The sequence below is a fragment of the Kiloniellales bacterium genome, from assembly GCA_030066685.1.
In the GTDB taxonomy this organism is placed as follows: domain Bacteria; phylum Pseudomonadota; class Alphaproteobacteria; order Kiloniellales; family JAKSBE01; genus JAKSBE01.
In genome coordinates this window covers 18799-37079 of the sequence record JASJBF010000032.1, presented here as the reverse complement: position 1 = coordinate 37079, position 18281 = coordinate 18799, and the positions used below count along the sequence as shown (strand labels likewise).

Genomic DNA, 18281 nt, shown 5'->3' with positions numbered 1-18281 from the left:
CGGAGCGCAACGCCGCGCGGCGGTGCGCTCCGGGGCCGCGGGGTCAGGAGCCCTTCTTGTGGGTCTTGCCGTGGTCCATCTGGTGCTCCATGGCCGTGCCCTCGCCGATCGGGACCTCGATCTCGATCCGGCCGGCCTTCTCGAAGACCAGGGTCAGCGGGAAGCTCTCGCCTTTGACCAGGGGTGCCTTCAGGCCCATCAGCATGACGTGCAGGCCGCCAGGCTTGAGCACCGCCGGCTCGCCGGGCGCGACCTCGATCGCCTGAACCGGTCGCATCTTCATGACCCCACCGTCCATCATGTGGGTGTGCAGTTCGATGCGGTTGGCCACCGTACCCTCGGCGGCGATCAGCCGGTCGGGCAGGGAGCCCTTGTTCATGACGGTGAGATAGGCGGCGCCGGCCTGGGCCTGGCCGATGGAGGCGCGCGCCCAGGGCTTGTGGACGGTCAGGTCGCCGAGGGTGTAGTCGCCCGCGGCGGCCGGGTTGGAGAGCAAGGCGGTCGCCAGCAGGATCGCCGGCAGCGAAAGGTATCGAAGCATGGTGTTCCTCGTCGGTATGTCTTGGTTCGGCCGCCCCGGCGGGCGGCGGACTGGAAGGTCTGCGGCTAGGCTCGGACCGGCGGCCCGCGGCCGGGCTTCGCCAGCGGAAAAAGCCGGTGGCGCGGGGCCGGGGCTATGCCCGGGACGGCGAGGGCCTTCGCGGGCGCGAAAGCCGGCGTGGCCACGGCGACGCTCAGGGCGGAGCAACAGCTCTCGGCCGGGCAGGAGATCTGACAGGGATCGGTCGTTGCGGCCGGCGCACCACCCTCCGGCACCTGTCGCGGTGCGCCGTCCGAACCCAGGATCCGGATGCCCTCGGGCGTGCAGATCACGAGGGCGTCGATGGGAAGGGGCGCCGCCTCCGCACCCTCCGCGCCGGCCGGCAGACCGCCAAGCGCCTGCAGCATCAGGGCGAAGGCGGCCAGCACCGCGGTTCCCGTCCGACGTCGTCCGCCTTTCGCGCTGGGCATCCGCTTCATCCCGGCAAGATGACAGGTCGTGTGGAGAATGGCCAGATCGCCATCGTGCCCGCCTTGACCTGCCGCAATGGCCGCCGAGCCGCGGCCCTTGGCTCTCATAAGTCACTCGACATTTACGGTTTCCGGCCTATTTTCCCTTCAAGTCTTGCCCGCATCAAAGCTGGAGGCAGGTGATATCGATGCCAAAGCGTTCGGACCGCAGGACGGCACTGCCGAAGGGCTTGGTCCTCGCCGTATTGCTCGGGCTGACGGCCCTGCTGTCGCCGCTCGGCAGCCCGCGGGCGCATCCTCACGTCTGGATCGACGTGTCGCTCGAACTCAGCTTCCAGGGCAACGTCTTGAAGGGCCTGCGGGTGGTCTGGCTCTTTGACGAGTACTACAGCGCCTTTGCGGTCCAGGACTTCGACGTCAACGGCAACAAGCGGCTCGACCGGGAGGAGCTGGCGATTCTCGAAAACGGCCACGAGGGGCTGAAGGAGTACAGCTACTTCACGCATCTCAAGATCGGCGCCCTGCTGCCGGATAACCTCAAGGTCGAGGCGGTGGAGAACTTCGTCGCCGAGATGAACGGCGACCGGTTGCAATACGCCTTCGACGTCCCCTTGCCGGAGAACCTCGATCCCCGGGAGACGACCTTCGGGGTCGGCTTCTACGACGAGACCTATTACATCGACCTCAACGTGGGCTCTCCCCGCAAGCTGCGGGTCACCGGCAACCTGCCGGGCGGCTGCCGGCCGGCCCTGGTCGAAGACAAGCTCAACCCGATCTATTTCGGCATGGTCAATCCTCTTTACGTCCAGATCGGCTGCGATGTCTCATAGCGGGCGTCGGTTCGCCGGCCTGATCCTCTTGAGCCTCCTGCTGGGTCTGGCGCCGGCTTCATTGGCGCCGGTGGCCGCGCAGAGCCTGCCCGGCCTGCCGCCGGCCGAGGCCGAATCCGCCGCGCCGGAGGTCGGGTTCTGGCATCGGACCCGCTTCGAGATCGCCCGCCTGCAACAGGAGCTGCAGCGCGACCTCGCCGGGCTGGTGCGCGAGCTCAAGAGCGGCGAGTCCCTGGTGCCGCTGGCGACCTTGCTGTTCTTCTCCTTCCTCTACGGAGTCGTGCACGCGGCCGGCCCGGGTCACGGCAAGGTGGTGATCTCCTCCTACCTGCTGGCCCAGGAAAGCCGGATCCGGCGCGGCATCCAGCTCTCCTTCCTGACGGCCCTGGTGCAGGCCTTCTCGGCCATCGCTCTGGTCGGCCTGCTGGCCCTCGCGCTCGACCTGACCCGCCGCGAGGCCGCCGCCAAGGTGCAGCTGCTGGAGATCGCCAGCTACGGGCTGATCATCCTGCTCGGCCTCTGGATGCTGGTCGCCGCCCTGCGCGGCAAGATCGGCTGCGGCCACGATCACGGTCACCCAGGCCACGATCACGATGACGACCATGGGCGCTCGCCGGCCTTGGCGGAGACGCAGCCACGGCAGGCGCGTGGCATTCTGGGCGGCTTCGTCCCGATGGTGCTCTCGGTCGGCATCCGGCCCTGCAGTGGGGCGGTGATCATCCTGCTCTTCACCCTGGCCCAGGGCATCTTCCTGGCCGGGGTCGGCGCCACCTTCGCCATGGCCCTGGGGACGGCCCTGACCGTTGCGGCGCTGGGCATCCTGGCCGTGACCTCGCGCAGGCTCGCGGTCCGCCTCGCCGGCCAGGATTCGGTCTGGGAGGACCGTATCGGCCGCGGCCTGGCCGTCCTCGGCTCCCTGGCGATCTGCGTCTTCGGGGCTTTCTTTCTCTACCTTGCCCTCAACCAGCCGGTCGCGACGATCTAAGCCGCGCCTCAGGGGCATCGCCGCGCCCTTGACGAGGATCAATGCGCCCGCCCGGTGAGGGGTGCTCCATGGCTGCATGATTCGAACCATCCTGACCCCGCTCGACGGCTCCCGCCATGCGGGGGCGGCGCTCGACCTCAGCGTCGACCTCGCCAAGGTCTACAATGCCCGGCTGATCCTGCTGCACGTCGGCCTGCGCGACGGGGACGTGCCTCAAGATCTTTACGACTCCGCTGCCCGCGAGCTCGCCCAGGCCGAGGACCGGGGAGACGAGACCGGCATCCATCCGCACCTCTCGGAACATCTGCGCGTCTTGGAGTACCTGGGCCATAAGATCCTGCGCGAGGCCCAGGCCGCCGCGGCGAAGGTCGGAGTCGAGACCGGCGACAGCGTCATCGATTTCGGCGATGCCGGCGAGCGCATCCTCCATCATGCGAAACACAAGTCGGCCGACCTCATCGTGATGGGCAGCCGCGGCTACGGCGAGCTCGAGGGCCTTTTCCTCGGCAGCGTGTCGCACAAGGTCTTCCACCTCGCGCCTTGCGCCTGCGTGACCGTGCACCGCGCGGAGGGCGAGGCCGGCTTCCGGGGCCTCGGGACCATCCTCGCGGCCACCGACGGCTCCGCCCATGCGACCAAGTCGGTCGAGCTGGCCAGCGACATTGCCGCCAGGTACGGCGCAAAGCTTGTGCTGCTGCACGCCTTGCGCCGCGAGGCGACCGCGGCACAGCTCCGGGCCGCCGTCGATCCGGAGCGCCTCGGCGCGGAGGTGCGCGAGGAGCTGGAAATGGCGGAGCGCCTGGTCGCCATGGGGTCGGGCGCGGGCTTGCTCGCGGCGGCGATTTCCGAAGCCGCTTTGAAGGCGATCGGGGAGGGGATTCTGGAACAGGGTGCGGAGCTGGCCAGGGCAAAGTCCGTCGACAAGCTCGAGACGCGGCTCGTCGACGACGACCCGGCGCGTGCGGTCCTCGCCACCGCGAAAAGCGAGAAGGCCGACCTTATTGCCTTGGGCAGCCGCGGTCTGGGCGAGGTCCAAGGCCTTCTGGCCGGCAGCGTCTCCTACAAGGTCAACCACGCCGCGCCCTGCACCTGCCTTGTGGTTCGCTGATCTCGGCGCTCGGGTCTTGCTTACCGGGTCCCAGGGGCGGGTCTTCGGCCCTGGGGCCTCGAGCCCTGCGGATGGGCTTCGGCACTGTCGGCGAAGGTCCTGCGCAGGGTCACGACCGGGCGATCGTCTCGATCCGCTCCATGTCTCCGCCGTCGCTGCCTTCGAACAAGTTCAAGCCGTCTAGCCGTGCCATGTGGCATCCTTCCGGGTCGGCGGCCGGTATCGACCCAGCGTCAGGCGGCCGCGGGCTTGCCGCATCCCGATTCTTGTCCGCGGCGCTGACGTTTTATTGATCAGCGGTTGACTTGTTCGGCTGGGCTCGGGGGCCAAGTTCTGTTGCGGACACGTCGCATCACAGCCGAAAGAGGACCCAACCATATGTTTCGTGCCTTACTCGCCGCTCTGTGGCTCGCCGTCGCCGTGGCCTTGCCGGCCGCCGTCACCCCGGCTCTCGCCAAGGATCCGATCTACACCGGCACCTTCAGCAGCTTGGCAGTCAGCGGCTACGACCCGGTGGCCTACTTCACCCAAGGCAAACCGGTAGAGGGCCGTCGCGACCTGGAATACGAGTGGCGGGGCGCCACCTGGCGTTTCGCCGACGCGGCCAACCTGACCGCCTTCAAGGCCGATCCGGAGGCCTATGCGCCGCAGTACGGCGGTTACTGCGCCTGGGCCGTGGCCCAGGGCTACACCGCCTCGACCGACCCGGAGGCCTGGCGGATTGTCGACGGCAAGCTCTATCTGAACTACAGCCGGTCGGTCCAGAAGACCTGGGAAGAGGACATCCCCGGCAACATCGCCAAAGGCGACCAGAACTGGCCCGCCGTGCTCGACTAACGCAGCCTGCGTTCATTCGAACGCAGATAGGCTGCTCTATCAATATGGAATAGATCAAATTATCTGCGCTCAATTGAGTCCAGTTGAGCGCAGTTTGATCTAGGGCACAACGACATGAGGTCGAGTCGATCTCATGTCTGAATCGTTCTCTAGACTGCTGAAGTAGAGCGGGATGATTTGAAGCCGCATGGACTTCAAATCAGCCCGCTCTCGGCGCCCCCTAAGCGTCTTATAGGCGCGGCACGGCGTTGCACCTCTTCTTCGGCGGGCCTTGCCGATTTCGCGGCCCTTCGCATAGCGGCCGGGCGTCGCCGCCCCCGCCCGATATGACAAGCTTCAAAACCTGTGCTTCAATAAAACTGATAATCAATAACAAGCGGTCTTGGGGAGGGGGAAGCGCGATGGCGAAGAACGCCGTACTCATCGTCTCCGTGGCGCTGAGCGCGATCATCGGGATCTGGAGCGTGGTCGCGCCGGATCAGGTCACCGGGGCCGCCGTCGCCCTCACCAGCGGCGCCCTCAACTATCTCGACTGGATGTTCATGCTGGCCTGCACGATGTTCGTGCTGCTCAGCGTCTACCTCGCGCTCGGTCCCTACGGCGACATCAAGCTCGGCCACGACGACGACGAGCCGGAGTTCTCCACCGGCTCCTGGATCGCCATGCTCTTCGCCGGCGGTATGGGCTCCGGCCTGCTGTTCTGGGGCGTGGCCGAGCCGATGTACCACTTCTACTCGCCGCCCGGGGAAGAGGGCCTGACCACCCAGGCGGCGCGCACGGCCTTCGCCATCACGAATCTGCACTGGGGCTTCCACGCCTGGGCGATCTACGGGGTCTGCGCCCTGGTCATCGCCTACTTCGTGTTCCGCAAGGACGCGCCCTCAATGGTCTCCACGCCGATCGAGTATTCCCTGCGGCCCTTGCTGGGCGACCAGGTGACCCGCTGGGTCTCGATGGTCGCCGACGTGGTCGCGGTCATGGCCGTGGTCTTCGGGCTGGCGGGCTCGCTGGGCATGGGCACCATCATGGTGCGCTCCGGCCTAGCCGAGGTCTTCGGCACCGACCCCAACTCGCTGGCGGTGGCGATCGGCATCCTGATCGTCATGACCATCGCCTTCCTGCTCTCGGCCTGCACCGGCGTCGACAAGGGCATCAAGATCCTCTCGAACATCAACATGGTGATCGCGATCGTGATCATGCTGGTGGTGCTCTTCGCCGGGCCGACGACCTTCATCTTCAATGCCTTCGTCAACAGCTTCGGCGACTACCTCAGCCAGTTCGTCTATATGTCGTTCCGGATCTTCTCCTACGACGACAGCCTGCGCGGCTGGACCCACGGCTGGACCCTGACCTACCTGATCTGGTGGATCGCCTGGGGGCCCTTCGTCGGCATCTTCATCGCCCGGATCAGCCGTGGCCGAACCATTCGCGAGTTCGTCCTTGGCGTCGTCGTGGCGCCGACCGTGTTCTCCATGCTGTGGTTCGCGGTCTTCGGCGGCGCGGCGATCTACATCGAGATGTTCGGGAGCGGTGGTCTGGCGGAGATCGTCTTCGAGGACGTGAGCGCCGCACTCTATGCCTTTTTCGGATACCTGCCGGGAACGGCCGTGCTTAACATCCTCGCCGTCATCCTGGTGTTCATCTTCCTGGTGACCAGCGCCGACTCCGGCACCTTCGTGGTCTCGATGATGACCACCAACGGCAATCTCAACCCGGACGTCAGGACCAAGCTGATCTGGGGCATCCTGATGTCGGCCATCACCTTCGGCGTGCTGGTCTCCGGCAGCGTCTCGGTCGCCAAGGCCATGGCGATCACCGGGGCGGTGCCCTTCACCTTCATCGTCTTCGTCCAGCTGGTCGGCTTCTTCCGGGCGCTGCGCGAAGACGAGAGCGCGGAGGTGCGCGACCTGCGCCTGGCGCAACGCATGGCCCGGGCCCAGGAAGCGTCCGATGCCAAGACGCCGGCGGAATGAGGGGAGGAGGATCATGGACATGAAACGCCTTTCTGTGCCGTCCCTTCGTCGTTCGCTGGCGGGTCTGCTGCTGGCCGCCGCGGCCTTCGGGCTCGCGGCCTGCGAGGAGGAGCCGCCGGTCCTGCGCGTCGCTGGCAAGAACTTCACCGAGAACATGCTGATGGCCGAAATGCTGGCCCAGCTGGCCGAGCGCGAAGGCATCACGGTTCAGCGCGCGATTCCCTACGGCCGCTCGGCGGAGGTCTTCGAGGCTCTGAAGCAGGGCAAGATCGACCTCTATCCGGAATACAACGGCACCGGCCTGGTCTATCTCGGCCAGCCGGCCATGGCCGACGGCAAGGCGGCCCTGGCCCGGGTGCGCGAGCTCTACGGCCCCTTGGAGTTGACCTGGGGCGAATCCTTGGGGTTCTCCAACGACTACGTCCTGGTCATGCGGCCCGAGGAGGCGCAGTCGCTCGGAGTCGCGAAAATCTCCGACCTGGCCGGCCTGGGGCCGCTGGAGATCGCGACGGACACGGACTTCCTCGAGCGTCCGCTGGACGGCCTCGGGGCGATGATCCGCCGCTACGGTCTGACCGAGGGCAAGGTCCAGTCCTATTCCCTAGACGACGGCGGCAAGGACAAGATCGTCCAGGCCCTGCTCGACGGCGAGGTCAAGGTGGCCGAGCTCTTCCGCACCGATTCCCAGATCGCCGCCTTCGACCTGGCGGTGCTGGAGGACGACCTGAGTTTCTTCCCGGTCTACGAGCCCTCGCCTTTGGTCCGTGAGGACGCGCTGGCCCGCTTCCCGAAGCTCTCCGGTGCCATGACCCTGCTGAAGGATCAGGTCACCGCCGATGCCATGCGCGGCCTGATCGCCCAGGTCGAGCTCGAAGGCCGCAGCGTCCCGGCGGTCGCCTTGGCCTTCCTGGCCGATGCCGGCCTGGTCGACGAGACCGCGGAGGCTGCGGGCGGCGCCGAAAGTCTGACCGTGGCCCTCGGCGGCCTGGATTCCCTCTCCGGTCCCGCGGGCCGGGCGGTGCGGGCCTCCAAGGCGGTCTTCCCGAAACGCAGCATCGAGGTCGCGCGGGCGGCCAACCCGCTCGATCTCGTGACTTCGGGCGCGGCGCGCCTTGCCGTGGTCGGCACCGAGTCCTTCTATTCCCTGGACGACGGGGCGGCCGTGCTGTCCAGCTCGGCCGAGGCGCTGGGCGTGGTCGGCTATCGCCTGGCCCACGTCATGGTTCCGGGCAGCGGTGCCGCCGCCCTGGCCGAGGTCAAGCGCCTCGGCGTCGGCGAGGCCGGATCGGCCTCCGACCGGATCGCCCGCAACGTGCTCGCCGGCCTCGACATCGGCGGCGTGGAGCTGATCTCCGGGGAGTCCGGCGACCTCAAGGCCCAGGTCGAGGCGATGTCGAAGGGTCTGGTCGACGCGGTTTTCGTGATGGCGCCGCTGGGCGACGGCGCAGTGCTCGACATCATGGAGACGGGCCGCTACCGCCTCCTGGCGGTCGAGGGCTGGAGCCAGGGCAACGCGCCGATCCGCTTCTCCTTCCTGCGGCCTGCCAAGGTGCCGGCCGGGACCTATCCCGGACAGGCCGGAGCGGTCGAGACCCTCAGCACCCAGATGGTCCTGGCCGGGCCGTCCAGCCTGCGCGAGGCCTTCGGCGCCCAGGGCCCTGGGACCACGGGCACGGCCGCGACCCAGCCGATCCCGGCGGAGACCATACGCAAGCTGGCCGCCGCGCTGGGCAGCACCGAGGTCGTCGATCCCGCCGCGCCCGTGGCCGCCGCCTTGCGGCCGGCCTTGGAGGAAGGGCCGCAGCCCCTCGTGGCGGACCTGCCGACCTCGCTGATCAATATCCTGGCGACGGCCTTCCTCGCCTGGATGATCTACCTGCTCTTCGCGCGGGCCCCCAAGGCGCGGCTCAAGGAGCCGCCGGCCGATCTGCACATCACGCCCGCCAAGCCCACCGACTAGGGCCCAACGACTAGGGATCGAGGAGACCCGCCATGGCTGAGAAGAAGAAGGTGCTCGTTCCCATCGACCTCGAGCACAAGAGCACCTGGGCGAAGGCGCTGCCGGCCGGCGTCGACCAGGCCAAGATCCTGAAGGGCGAGGTCTGGCTGATGACCGTGGTGCCGCACATCGTTTCCGGCATCGACTGGCGCTACGCGATCCGCGGCGAGGAGCACGGCTCCATCGAGTTCGACATCAAGGACCTGGTCAAGCAGGCCGAGGACCGCATGCAGGAGCTGGCGAAGGAGCACGTTCCGAAGGAGTTCTTCGGCGGGATCATCGCCGCGCACGGCACGATCTACGAGAAGATCGTCGACGCGGCCAACGAGGTCGATGCCGAGATCATCGTCATGGCCGCCCACCGGCCCTCGCTCAAGGACTACCTGCTCGGCCCCAACACCGCCCGCGTCGCCCGCCACGCCCGCTGCTCGGTTCAGATCGTCCGCGACTGAGCGGGCCGCCGCGGCCGGGCCCAAGCGAACCTACGACCGTCATCTACGATTGGCGGCTCGCCAAGAAGCTCGGTCGAATCGCTCACCCGGTGCGGTCGGGCGGCCTCTATCCGAGACCTGCGTGATGACGGCCGGCGTACCTCATGGTACCACGAACTCGTCAGCGGCGGCGGCACCGTCAATCCAGTCGATTTCTCGACCTGTCAGACGCTGGACGTAGACGTTCAGGGCCTGCGCAAAAGGCCCGCCCTTGTAGGCTACGACCAACCCTGCCCCGGGTGAGCAAAGGCGGCCGTCCTCGACCTCGTCCTTCAGGAAGTGCCGTATCGGGACGTTCTTCGGCAGTCCGGTCACCTCCTGCGGCCGCTCTAGTCCGATGGCCAGAACCCCGACGATGTCTGCGCCCTGGGCGGGACGAACCGTCCAGGCGACCGACCGATGGCCGCTGACCACGAGCAGGACTCTTCCGCGCCGCTTTACCAGGACGTCGACTTCTTCCTTCCTCCCCCGCCGAGATGAGCTTGATTGTTTCTCGGCGCCATGCACGGAGAGAGCGGCAATATGCACATCATCGCCGACATCCAGGGCGCGGCAGGTCTTCGCGTGGTCGGGCGGCAATGCAAGGGCTGCCAACCTGGCCTTTGGCTCCACGCCCGCGCAGGTCTCGGGACCGACGCGAGACCCCTCCATGTAGAAGAAGCAGTTGTGGCCGCGATCGCCTCTGGGCTCCGGAACGCCCACCGGTATCAGGAAGCTCGACGAATGGGCGCCGCCCATCACCGGCGGCAGCTGGATCTGCCGTGTCACGACGAACCTCGGCGGCCATTTGCGGGGGCGGTAGCGGAAGTCGGGCGACAGGCGGAACTGGTAGGGCTTGCTGGCGCTGTCCTGCCAGGCCCGGGCTTCGTCAAGGGAGGTCTCTCGGATCGCGCCGTCTTCCAGGAGCTGGAGCAGCCCCGCCTGGTTGGGAAGGATCCTATAGCGCGTGACCTTCACGGGTGAGAGGACCTCTGCGGGTGCGAGCTCCCGGATGCCGCCGGGGTAGAAGCGGAGGATCTCCGATTTCAGCTGGTCGGCGATGGGATCTTTGGGATTTGGGGCTTGGTGGGCCCGTCTCCGCGCCTCCTCGCTATAGGATTCCGTCCAGGCCCCGAGGCTCGCGCCGTCCGCGTCTCTCGAGGCGCTGCGGCCAAGTACGATGGTCTTGGCCCTGCGATCCTGGCCGACGATGTGGTCGGGCGGCCGGCCCAGACGGCCCTCCAGGAACCGACGGACTTTGTCCTTTTCGCTCCGGTAGATAATGCCCTCTTTGATTTGGCAGGCGTCCAACGGAACGAAGGTCACTTTGTTCGCCACCACGCCGCGGACACCGGCCTTCAGCGAGTTGTGCTTGGCCGGGCCGATGATGACCAGCCGATCAAGGTCATCCCCCTTGGCTTCGACGTTCCAGATCACAGGCCTTGGAGAAACGAGGACTCCATAGAAAGGCCCGGATCCCTTCTCGACCCTCACGTCTGCGACGTAGGTAGTGATGTCCTGAGAGCCCAGCCTTACGGTCGACAGCGCGCCGGTCGGGACGGTGCTGCTGAACACGACCGCCGCCGTCTCCGAGGGTCGCGGCAGGCGGCAGCCCTTCTCAACCGTGGCCCTGGCGCCTGTTTGCGTCACCGCCTCAGTCCCACAGCCGGCCATCAAGATGGCAAGAACGGCAGCAGCGAGCCGTCTCGAAGGTTGGTGCGCGGCACGAACTATCGGCATTCTATCCTCGAATTCATTCCTTCGGCCCCGCGCGAAGGCGTTCGGCACTTCAGGTCTTGTCGAAGAAGCCGGAGTCGGAGGGCGCGCGGCCTGCTGGCTCAGGTTCTACAGGCTGTGTCCTTAAGCGAAAGTGACCGAAGCAGGCTTCAGAACCAAGATCGGCGTGCCAATGATGGGTTCTGGGCCCGCCGCCTTGTCGACCCTTGGCAAGGCGCCAGGAGCAGGCTGTCCCTGGGCGTTGGCGCCAGCCTCCCGGCAAGACGCGAAGGCGCGCCATTGAGAACCACCACACTAGGGAACCAGGAAACGGCCCGTGCTATCGGGACCACCGAGCCAGTCGATCTCTCGCCCCGTCAGACGCTCGACGTAGACGTTCAGCGCCAGCGCGAAGGGCCCGCCCCGGTGTGCCGAGAGCGGCGCCGATCCCGGAGAGCAACGCCGGCGGTCGTGCATCTGGTCCTTGAGGATGTGAAGGATTGGCACGGTCCTCGGCAGTCCGGTGATCACCTGCTCCTCGTCGTGCGCCAACGCGATGACGCCGGCGATGACCGTACCGTACCCGAACCGGACCCGCCATTCGGCGGAGTTGTAGCCGCTGATCACGAGCAGAGTTCGGCCAAGACGGTTGACCTGGATGTCGAAGCGCGCCTTCCTGCCCCGCCCCGATCCGCTTGGTCGGGTCCTGGCAGAGTGGACCGACAGCGCGGCGATGTGAACGTCGCTGCCGGGTTCCAGGGCCCGGCAGTTTCCGGCGATGTCGGGTGGCAAGGACAGTATCGCCTGCCGGGCCATGAATGCCTCTCCTGCGCAAGAGTTCGGCCATACGCGGAATCCCTCCATCAAGAAGAGGCAGTCGTGGCCGAGGTTCCCTTCAGGTTGCGGAACGCCCTCCGGGACCAAGAAGCTCGACCTGAGGCTACCGACGAAGCCTAACGGCAGCCGTATCTCGCGCGTTACGACGAACCTCGGCGGCCAATTGCGGGGGCGATACCGGAAGTCCGGCGAGAGCCGGAACCGATAGCGCCTGCTGGCGCCCTCCTGCCAGGCCCGCGCTTCTGCCGGGGACATCCGGCGGAGCGCGCCGGCTTCAACGAGCTGCAGCAGTCCAGGCGCTTTGGGGAGAAGCTCATAGCGCTCGACCGCGACGGGCGAGAGGATCTCCTCGGGCCTGAGCTCGCGGACTCCGCCGGGAAAGCGGAACCTGAACTCCGCCTGCAGCTCGTCGGCGAAGTCGTAGCTCTGCTTGGTGGCTTGGCGCTGGCGCCATGCCGCCGCCCGGGGGTCGGATTCGTACCAGCTCTCCAGGTCTGAGCCTTCGTCGGCCTTGCGATCGGAGCGGCCGAGTACGAACCTGTCGCCTCCACTGCCGATGGTGAACGTGTGATCGGGAGGCCGGCCCAGCTGCGACGTCAAGGCCCGGCGCGCGTCATCCAGGCTGCGACGGTCCCGGCTGGCGAGACCCAGCCCGCAGGCCTCCAAGGGAACGAAGGTCACCTTTTCCGGCGGCAACCCGCTTACCCCGGCCAGGGTGGCACCCTGAGCGGCCGGGCCGGCGACGATGAGTCGGTCGAGGTCGTGGTCCTGCGCGTCGACCTTCCAAACGGTGGGCACGGGCGCGAGGACGACGACATAAAGCGGCCCGGCCTCCCTGTCGATCCTGACCTCGCGCACGTAGGTGACAACGTTCTGTGAGCCCAGCGCTACGCTCGACAGTGGACTCGAGGGGTGGCTGCTGGCGAGAACGAACTCCGCTCCCTCGGCGGGCTGCGGCAGCTTGCATTCGACCGGGGTTGCAGCCTGCGGTGCCGTGTAGCCCGTCAATAGAAGGGTCGCAGCCGCGCCAAGCAGCGCGAACCCTGGGAAGACTGGACGATTTACCGGCACGTTCTTCTCCACTTCGACGAAGCGCCACAGGGTCTGGCGGCTCCGGTTGTACAAAGCCTGTCCTAAACCGAAGGGGACCAAGTTGGCCTTCGAGAAGATGAGTCCGCTGGCGCCGTGAGCGGGAACCCAAGGCCGGTCATCATGGAACCACGAAGGCTTCGGCACGCTCGGTGCCATCGAGCCAGTCGATCCGCCGCCCGGTCAGTCGCTGGACGTAGACGTCCAGGGCCAGCGCGAAGGGCCCGCCGACGTATGCGTTGAGAAGCCACTCTCCAGGCGAACAAAGCCGCCCGTCAATGACGTCTTTCTTCGAGAGGTGACGGACGGGGACGCTCTTCGGCAAGCCGATCAGCTCCTGCTTGCCCTCGTATCCAATCGCCAAGACTCCCGAGACCTCAGCGCCTTCCGCGGATCGGATGTTCCAGACGACCGGCAGACGGCCGCTGACGACGAGGACGGTCCTGCCCGGCCGTTTCACAAGGACGTCCACGCCTGCCTTCTTGTTTCGCTTGGAGAAGCTCGCCGAGTCCTTCCCGCCGTAGATCGACAGAGCTGCGACCTCTTCGTCGTCGTCGAGCTCGAAGACCCGGCAAGCCTTCGCTTCGTCGGGCTTCAGGTCCAGAGCGGCAGACCTGGCGGACGGTTCTTCGCCTACGCAGTACATGGGCAAGACGCGATACCCTTCCATGAAGAAGAGGCAGCTGTGTCTGGGGTTGCCACTCGGCGCCGGAACCCCCTCGGGGATCAGAAAGCTCGACGAAAAGGGGCCGGCCAAGTACGCCGGGAGATGGATCTGTCGCGTTACGACAAACCTCGGTGGCCAAACGCGAGGGCGGTACCGGAAACCGGGGGAGAGCCGGAACCGATAGGGCCTGCTTGCGCCGTCCTGCCAAGCCTGGGCCTCGGCCGGGGATATCGCGCGGATTGCGCCATCTTCCACGAGCTGGATGAGGCCTGCCAGGTGGGGAAGAGGCCTATAGCGCTCGACCTCTGCCGGCGCGATGACGACTTCGGGTGAGAACTCACGAATGCCACCTGGATAGTATCGTCGGATCTCGGCCTTCAGCTGTTCGACGATGTCGTGACCCGGTTTCCCGGCTTCGCGCTGTCCTGTCTCTTTCTGCGGATCGAAGGCTTCGATCCTGGCTGCGCGGCCGGCTGTCGAAGAATCGGCACGTCCAAGGACAATAACCTTGGTATCGCGTCCGAAGCTTACGATGTCGTCGGGCGGCTTTCCCAGGTGGCTCTCTAGGAAGCGATGAACGTGGTCCCGCTCGCTGCGATAGAGAACGGCATCGCTGATCTGGCAGGCCTCCAAGGGAACGAAGCTCACCATTTTCGGTGACACGCCCCGCACTCCGGCGCGCACCGGCCCGCGCTTGCCCGGGCCAATGACGACCAGACGTTCGATATCGCCCTCCTCGACTTCGACGTCCCAAATCACGGGCACCGAGGCGACCAAGACCGCGTAGAAGGGACCGGTTCCCCTGTCGACTCTCACGTCTGCGACATAGGTCAAGTCATCTTGAGAACCGAGCGCCACGCTCGAAAGCGCCCTTGTCGGGGCGGTTCTGCCGAACACGATCGTCGCCTTTGCCGAGGGCTTCGGGAAGCTGCAGGTCTCTGCGACCGCGGCGCTGGGCGTGGCCTGCGCCGCCGCCTCCATGCCAGGGGAAGCCGTCAGCAATGCCACGATGGCAACGCCGAGCGGGACGAAGGGTCGGAAGGTGCGACGATATCCCGGCATCTTTTCCTCAAATTCGGTTCATCGGCCGTCGACGAAGGCCCGGGCTGGTTCAATCGCGCCGACGTCGCGGCGCTGTGCAGGATCAGGGCAGCCGAACGCGTTATCGTTGCGGTTGTACAAGCGATGTCCTAAGCGAAAGTGACCGAGCCGGCCCGGGCAGCCTTCGATCCGGTTGAGGCCAAAGGACCTGGAATCGTCCGGAAGCATCGGCCTGGGGAGTCGCCGAAGCGCGCTTGGCCCCGCCCGGTACGGCAAGTCATTGATGCAAGGATAGAGTGAAGGTGCAGGAGTCCCAGCAAACGGGCCACGCCTTGACCGCTGCGCGCAGGGCGGCGATTTTCTGAGGGCATCGAGTCGGGGAGGCCAAACCATCGCCAGGCCGGGACATCGGTCACCACGAGGCGGCGCCGGCGCCGCGCCGCCGGAGCTGGCGCAGGCGCTGCGGCTGCAGCAGGCGGGCGATCTCGCCGGTGCCGAGCGGCTCTACCGCGAGCTGCTGCTGCGTTGGCCGGGGGAGCCCGATGTCCTGCATCTCCTAGGGCTTCTCCAGCACCAGAAGGGCGAGTCGGCGGCCGCGCTGCCGCTGATCGCACAGGCCCTGACTGCGCGCCCGGACACCGCGGTCTACCGGCGCAACCAGGCCTCGATCCTGGCGAGCCTGGGTCGCCTCGAAGAGGCCGCCGAGTCCTACGCGTCCCTGCTCGCCCTGACTCCCGACGACGCCGAGGCCCGGGCCGCCCTGGCCGGCCTTTATCGGCACCTCGCGCGCTGGGACGAAGCGGCGGCGCAGTACCGCCGGGCGCTTGAGCTGCGCCCCGCATCGGCGCCCTGGCAGAACGCCCTTGGCGACGTCCTCCAGGGGCAGGGCGACCTCGAGGCTGCGGCGGCGGCCTACCGCGCGGCCATCGCCCTGGATCCGGCGTTCGGGATCGCCGAGAGCGGCCTGGGCAACGTGCTGCGCGCCCAGGGCCGCCTCGAGGAGGCGCTGTCCCACTGTCGCCGCGCGGTCGAGCTGGCGCCGGACTATCCCCAAGGCCACAGCGACCTGGGCTACTGCCTGCAGGAGCTGGGCCGCCTGGAGGAGGCCCTGGCCGCCTACCGCAAGGCCGTCGCCCTCGACCGTCGGCTGCTGAAGCCGATCATGATCAAGTTCCCCAAGGCCGCCCACGGCCGGCTCTGGCTCCAGCCCTCGAAGTTCAAGGCCCTGCTGACCGGGGACGGCGGCGGCCGGTAGGTCGTCTGCCCGCCCGGACGCGGCGGCTTGGGGCGTTGGGCCCGGAGAAGGGCGCGACGGCGCCGCAGCCCGACGCGCCAGACGGCATCTCCTGGCAAGTTTTGTGTTTCATTCGGCGTCAGATTCGCAGGGTGCCGCGGATCGCTGGCGCCCCACGCCGCAGCCGGCTCGGCATAGAGCGGAGCTCCGGCCGACCTTTGGCGAAGCGAGCGCGGCCGCAAAGAACGTCCCGCCATGCACCGGGGCGGACCGCAGGATCGGCCGAGCCCTGCGGCGGATGCCGGTGCCTCACGCCAAGTAGGCGTGCAGCCTTCCCTGTACTCCCTCGGTGCGGGTCCCCGCCAGCCACCCGCACCGGGACTTCCCGGCGCGGGCTGCCGTTCCCTCTGGCCCGCGCCGGGGCACCTTTTGCGAGACGCCCGGGCGCGCGCGTCCTGCCCGGCTCCGGCGCGACGACCGCCGAGGGCTCGGCGGGGGTCATCGGACCCTCTTGAATCCCGTTCGCGTCTCGATCAAGCTTGTCGGATGTCCAGGCCGAGGCTGTCCCTGCCGCCCTTCGCCGCGCTGCGGGCCTTTCACGCGGCGGCGACCCACGAGCGCTACCGCGACGCGGCGGAAAGCCTGGGGATAACGGAATCGGCGATCAGCCATCAGGTCCGCAAGCTGGAGGACTACCTGCGGACCTCGCTCTTCGACCGCTCCGGCGCCCGGGCGGAGCTGACCGAGGTCGGCCGCCGCTACCTCGAGCAGATCGATCCCGCGATCCGCCAGATACAGGCGGCGACCGAGGCCATCCTGCCGGCCAGCGGCCGCAGCGTGGTGCGCCTGACTCTGCCGCCTTCCCTGGCCGCGACCTGGCTGATCCCGCGGCTTGGCGACTTCGAGCGCAAGCAGCCGGAGATCGACCTGCAGCTGGTCCCCACGACGCGCGTGGTCGACCTCCTGCGCGACCAGGTGGACCTGGCGATCCGCCACGGTGGGGGCCGCTGGCCGGGCGTCGAGGCCAGCTTCCTGCTCGAGGAGGCGGCCCTGCCGGTCTGCGCGCCGGGCTACCTGGAACCGGTCGAAGGCAGGCTCAGGGCGGAGCTGCTGCGCGGCCTGCGGCTGATCGTCAGCGCCCACTTCCCGGACGAGTGGGAGGAGTGGGCAAGGGCCCACGGGCTCGAGCCGCCGTCGCTCGCCGGCTCGGTCACCTTCGATGCCGCAGAGCAGGCGCTGCAAGTCGCCGAGGGCGGGCACGGCCTGGCCATGGGCCGGCGCCCCCTGGTCGACGACCGGTTGGCCCGCGGCACCCTGATCGCACCCTTCGGCGGCCCGGACCCGACCGGCGCCGGCTACTATCTCTGCCGGCCGGCGGAGCAGCCGCCGACCGCCGCGGCCCGGCGCCTGGCGCGCTGGCTGGCCGAGGTGGCGGCGGCGGAGACCGAGGGCGCCAAGGTCGCGCCTGCGGCCCCGTCATAGCTTGAATCTCGTTCAAGTTGCCCTGAGCCGAAGTCGGTGGCGTCCGGCCGTCGCCGGGCCCAATTCTGACGGCAGGCAAACCGCTGGCCGCCGTGCGGCCGGGCTGAACGAGGACCCCGCCATGAACCAGACCGTCTCCCTCGCGCAGACGTCGAAGAGCGCACCGCTGTCCGTCGCGCCGATCCGCGCAGCGCTGACGTTCATTCGCCGCCAGGCCGAGAAGCCGTCCTTCCACAGCTCCGCGCTGACCGGCGGCGCGCCGAAGGTCTTCTTCGAGACCGAGGCGCACCAGGTCGCCATCCATGACCTGCGCGGCCTCGCCGAAAGCCTGTCGCTCGACCACGAGGGCTTCGTGCTGCGCCGCCACGAGACCGGAGTCGCGGACCTCTATGACGACGAAGCGGTCGAAAAGTCATACATCCCGGAGATCGAGGCGCTGCTGCGCCGGGAGCTCGGCGCCAGCCGCGTGGTGGTCTTCGACGTGACCCGGCGCTCCGACGGCGGCGCCGGCGCGCCCAATCCGGACGGGTTGCGCGGCCCGGCGACCAAGGTCCATGTCGACTACACGGTCAAGAGCGGCCCGCAGCGGGTCCAGGACCTGCTCGGCGAGGCCGAGGCGGACCGCCTCGCCGCCGCCGGCGCCCGGATCGTCCAGGTCAACGTCTGGCGGCCGATCCGTGGCCCGGTCGAGCGGTCCCCCTTGGCCCTGGCCGACGCCGACAGCGTGCGTCCCGACGACCTGATCGCCACCGACCAGGTCTTCCCGGACCGGGTCGGCGAGATCTATCACCTGGCCCATCATCCCGCTCAGCGCTGGTACTACGCGCCGCAGATGACCCGTGACGAGGTGCTGCTGATCAAGGGCTGGGACAGCCTCGACGACGGTCGCGCGCGCTTCACCCCGCACTCCGCCTTCGAGGACCCGACCACGCCGGAGGCTGCGGCACCGCGCGAGAGCATCGAGGTCCGAACCCTGGTCGTGATCGACTGACGCTCGCCGGG

The 18281-nt window shown here is 67.8% G+C and carries 16 protein-coding genes; 10 read left to right on the top strand and 6 right to left on the bottom strand.

All coding sequences use genetic code 11. The annotated features are described in order from the left end of the window. Positions 1-43: 43 nt before the first annotated feature. Together QNJ30_18395 and QNJ30_18390 are read right to left on the bottom strand one after the other, a co-directional pair. Positions 44-541 carry a copper chaperone PCu(A)C gene (locus QNJ30_18395; protein ID MDJ0945443.1) on the bottom strand — a complete coding sequence of 166 codons (498 nt, stop codon included), beginning with the start codon at positions 539-541 and terminating at the stop codon, positions 44-46. 65 nt (positions 542-606) lie between these two features. Further along, complete coding sequence (locus QNJ30_18390) at positions 607-1011, bottom strand: hypothetical protein (protein ID MDJ0945442.1); 405 nt, start codon at positions 1009-1011, stop codon at positions 607-609. A gap of 188 nt (positions 1012-1199) precedes the next feature. Here QNJ30_18390 and QNJ30_18385 point away from each other — a divergent pair, with 188 nt between their 5' ends. From QNJ30_18385 to QNJ30_18355, 7 genes are all read left to right on the top strand, one after another. Beyond that, a complete protein-coding gene (locus QNJ30_18385) occupies positions 1200-1841 on the top strand; it encodes a DUF1007 family protein (protein MDJ0945441.1) in 642 nt (213 codons plus the stop codon). Continuing rightward, positions 1831-2826 carry a nickel/cobalt transporter gene (locus QNJ30_18380; protein MDJ0945440.1) on the top strand — a complete coding sequence of 332 codons (996 nt, stop codon included), beginning with the start codon at positions 1831-1833 and terminating at the stop codon, positions 2824-2826. The genes QNJ30_18385 and QNJ30_18380 overlap by 11 nt, the downstream gene beginning before the upstream one ends. Positions 2827-2902: 76 nt before the next feature. Then, positions 2903-3934 carry a universal stress protein gene (locus QNJ30_18375; GenBank protein ID MDJ0945439.1) on the top strand — a complete coding sequence of 344 codons (1032 nt, stop codon included), beginning with the start codon at positions 2903-2905 and terminating at the stop codon, positions 3932-3934. Between the two features lie 378 nt (positions 3935-4312). Continuing rightward, positions 4313-4771, top strand: a complete 459-nt coding sequence (locus QNJ30_18370; protein ID MDJ0945438.1) for a YHS domain-containing (seleno)protein — start codon at positions 4313-4315, stop codon at positions 4769-4771. Between the two features lie 401 nt (positions 4772-5172). Continuing rightward, positions 5173-6744: a BCCT family transporter gene (locus QNJ30_18365; GenBank protein MDJ0945437.1), complete on the top strand. Its 1572-nt coding sequence runs from the start codon at positions 5173-5175 to the stop codon at positions 6742-6744. A gap of 19 nt (positions 6745-6763) precedes the next feature. Further along, entirely contained in the window at positions 6764-8704 is a 1941-nt protein-coding gene (locus QNJ30_18360; protein MDJ0945436.1) for a glycine betaine ABC transporter substrate-binding protein, read from the top strand. A 32-nt stretch (positions 8705-8736) separates the two neighbouring features. Next, positions 8737-9195: a universal stress protein gene (locus tag QNJ30_18355; protein MDJ0945435.1), complete on the top strand. Its 459-nt coding sequence runs from the start codon at positions 8737-8739 to the stop codon at positions 9193-9195. Between the two features lie 141 nt (positions 9196-9336). On the opposite strand, the gene QNJ30_18350 is transcribed toward QNJ30_18355, so the two are convergent. From QNJ30_18350 to QNJ30_18335, 4 genes are all read right to left on the bottom strand, one after another. Beyond that, positions 9337-10788, bottom strand: a complete 1452-nt coding sequence (locus tag QNJ30_18350; GenBank protein ID MDJ0945434.1) for a hypothetical protein — start codon at positions 10786-10788, stop codon at positions 9337-9339. Between the two features lie 456 nt (positions 10789-11244). Beyond that, on the bottom strand, positions 11245-13014 hold the full coding sequence (locus QNJ30_18345) for a hypothetical protein (GenBank protein ID MDJ0945433.1): 1770 nt from the start codon (positions 13012-13014) through the stop codon (positions 11245-11247). Then, entirely contained in the window at positions 12977-14584 is a 1608-nt protein-coding gene (locus tag QNJ30_18340; GenBank protein ID MDJ0945432.1) for a hypothetical protein, read from the bottom strand. Before QNJ30_18340 ends, QNJ30_18345 begins: the two co-directional genes overlap by 38 nt. A gap of 391 nt (positions 14585-14975) precedes the next feature. Continuing rightward, a complete protein-coding gene (locus QNJ30_18335) occupies positions 14976-15116 on the bottom strand; it encodes a hypothetical protein (protein ID MDJ0945431.1) in 141 nt (46 codons plus the stop codon). Between the two features lie 276 nt (positions 15117-15392). On the opposite strand from QNJ30_18335, the gene QNJ30_18330 reads away from it, so the two are divergent. From QNJ30_18330 to QNJ30_18320, 3 genes are all read left to right on the top strand, one after another. Then, positions 15393-15818 carry a tetratricopeptide repeat protein gene (locus QNJ30_18330; GenBank protein MDJ0945430.1) on the top strand — a complete coding sequence of 142 codons (426 nt, stop codon included), beginning with the start codon at positions 15393-15395 and terminating at the stop codon, positions 15816-15818. A gap of 525 nt (positions 15819-16343) precedes the next feature. Continuing rightward, positions 16344-17279, top strand: coding sequence for a LysR substrate-binding domain-containing protein (locus QNJ30_18325; protein ID MDJ0945429.1), 936 nt, complete (start codon positions 16344-16346; stop codon positions 17277-17279). 121 nt (positions 17280-17400) lie between these two features. Then, entirely contained in the window at positions 17401-18270 is an 870-nt protein-coding gene (locus QNJ30_18320; protein ID MDJ0945428.1) for a CmcJ/NvfI family oxidoreductase, read from the top strand. Positions 18271-18281 lie beyond the last annotated feature (11 nt).

What these genes read in the sequence shown, in the direction of transcription:
- QNJ30_18380 (MDJ0945440.1), top strand. Translation starts at nt 1,831, where the DNA reads ATGTCTCATAGCGGGCGTCGGTTCGCCGGCCTGATCCTCTTGAGCCTC.
- QNJ30_18345 (MDJ0945433.1), bottom strand. Translation starts at nt 13,014, where the DNA reads ATGGCACCGAGCGTGCCGAAGCCTTCGTGGTTCCATGATGACCGGCCT.
- QNJ30_18385 (MDJ0945441.1), top strand. Translation starts at nt 1,200, where the DNA reads ATGCCAAAGCGTTCGGACCGCAGGACGGCACTGCCGAAGGGCTTGGTC.
- QNJ30_18365 (MDJ0945437.1), top strand. Translation starts at nt 5,173, where the DNA reads ATGGCGAAGAACGCCGTACTCATCGTCTCCGTGGCGCTGAGCGCGATC.
- QNJ30_18340 (MDJ0945432.1), bottom strand. Translation starts at nt 14,584, where the DNA reads ATGCCGGGATATCGTCGCACCTTCCGACCCTTCGTCCCGCTCGGCGTT.
- QNJ30_18325 (MDJ0945429.1), top strand. Translation starts at nt 16,344, where the DNA reads ATGTCCAGGCCGAGGCTGTCCCTGCCGCCCTTCGCCGCGCTGCGGGCC.
- QNJ30_18375 (MDJ0945439.1), top strand. Translation starts at nt 2,903, where the DNA reads ATGATTCGAACCATCCTGACCCCGCTCGACGGCTCCCGCCATGCGGGG.
- QNJ30_18390 (MDJ0945442.1), bottom strand. Translation starts at nt 1,011, where the DNA reads ATGCCCAGCGCGAAAGGCGGACGACGTCGGACGGGAACCGCGGTGCTG.
- QNJ30_18370 (MDJ0945438.1), top strand. Translation starts at nt 4,313, where the DNA reads ATGTTTCGTGCCTTACTCGCCGCTCTGTGGCTCGCCGTCGCCGTGGCC.
- QNJ30_18360 (MDJ0945436.1), top strand. Translation starts at nt 6,764, where the DNA reads ATGAAACGCCTTTCTGTGCCGTCCCTTCGTCGTTCGCTGGCGGGTCTG.
- QNJ30_18355 (MDJ0945435.1), top strand. Translation starts at nt 8,737, where the DNA reads ATGGCTGAGAAGAAGAAGGTGCTCGTTCCCATCGACCTCGAGCACAAG.
- QNJ30_18395 (MDJ0945443.1), bottom strand. Translation starts at nt 541, where the DNA reads ATGCTTCGATACCTTTCGCTGCCGGCGATCCTGCTGGCGACCGCCTTG.
- QNJ30_18335 (MDJ0945431.1), bottom strand. Translation starts at nt 15,116, where the DNA reads ATGCAGGACATCGGGCTCCCCCGGCCAACGCAGCAGCAGCTCGCGGTA.
- QNJ30_18320 (MDJ0945428.1), top strand. Translation starts at nt 17,401, where the DNA reads ATGAACCAGACCGTCTCCCTCGCGCAGACGTCGAAGAGCGCACCGCTG.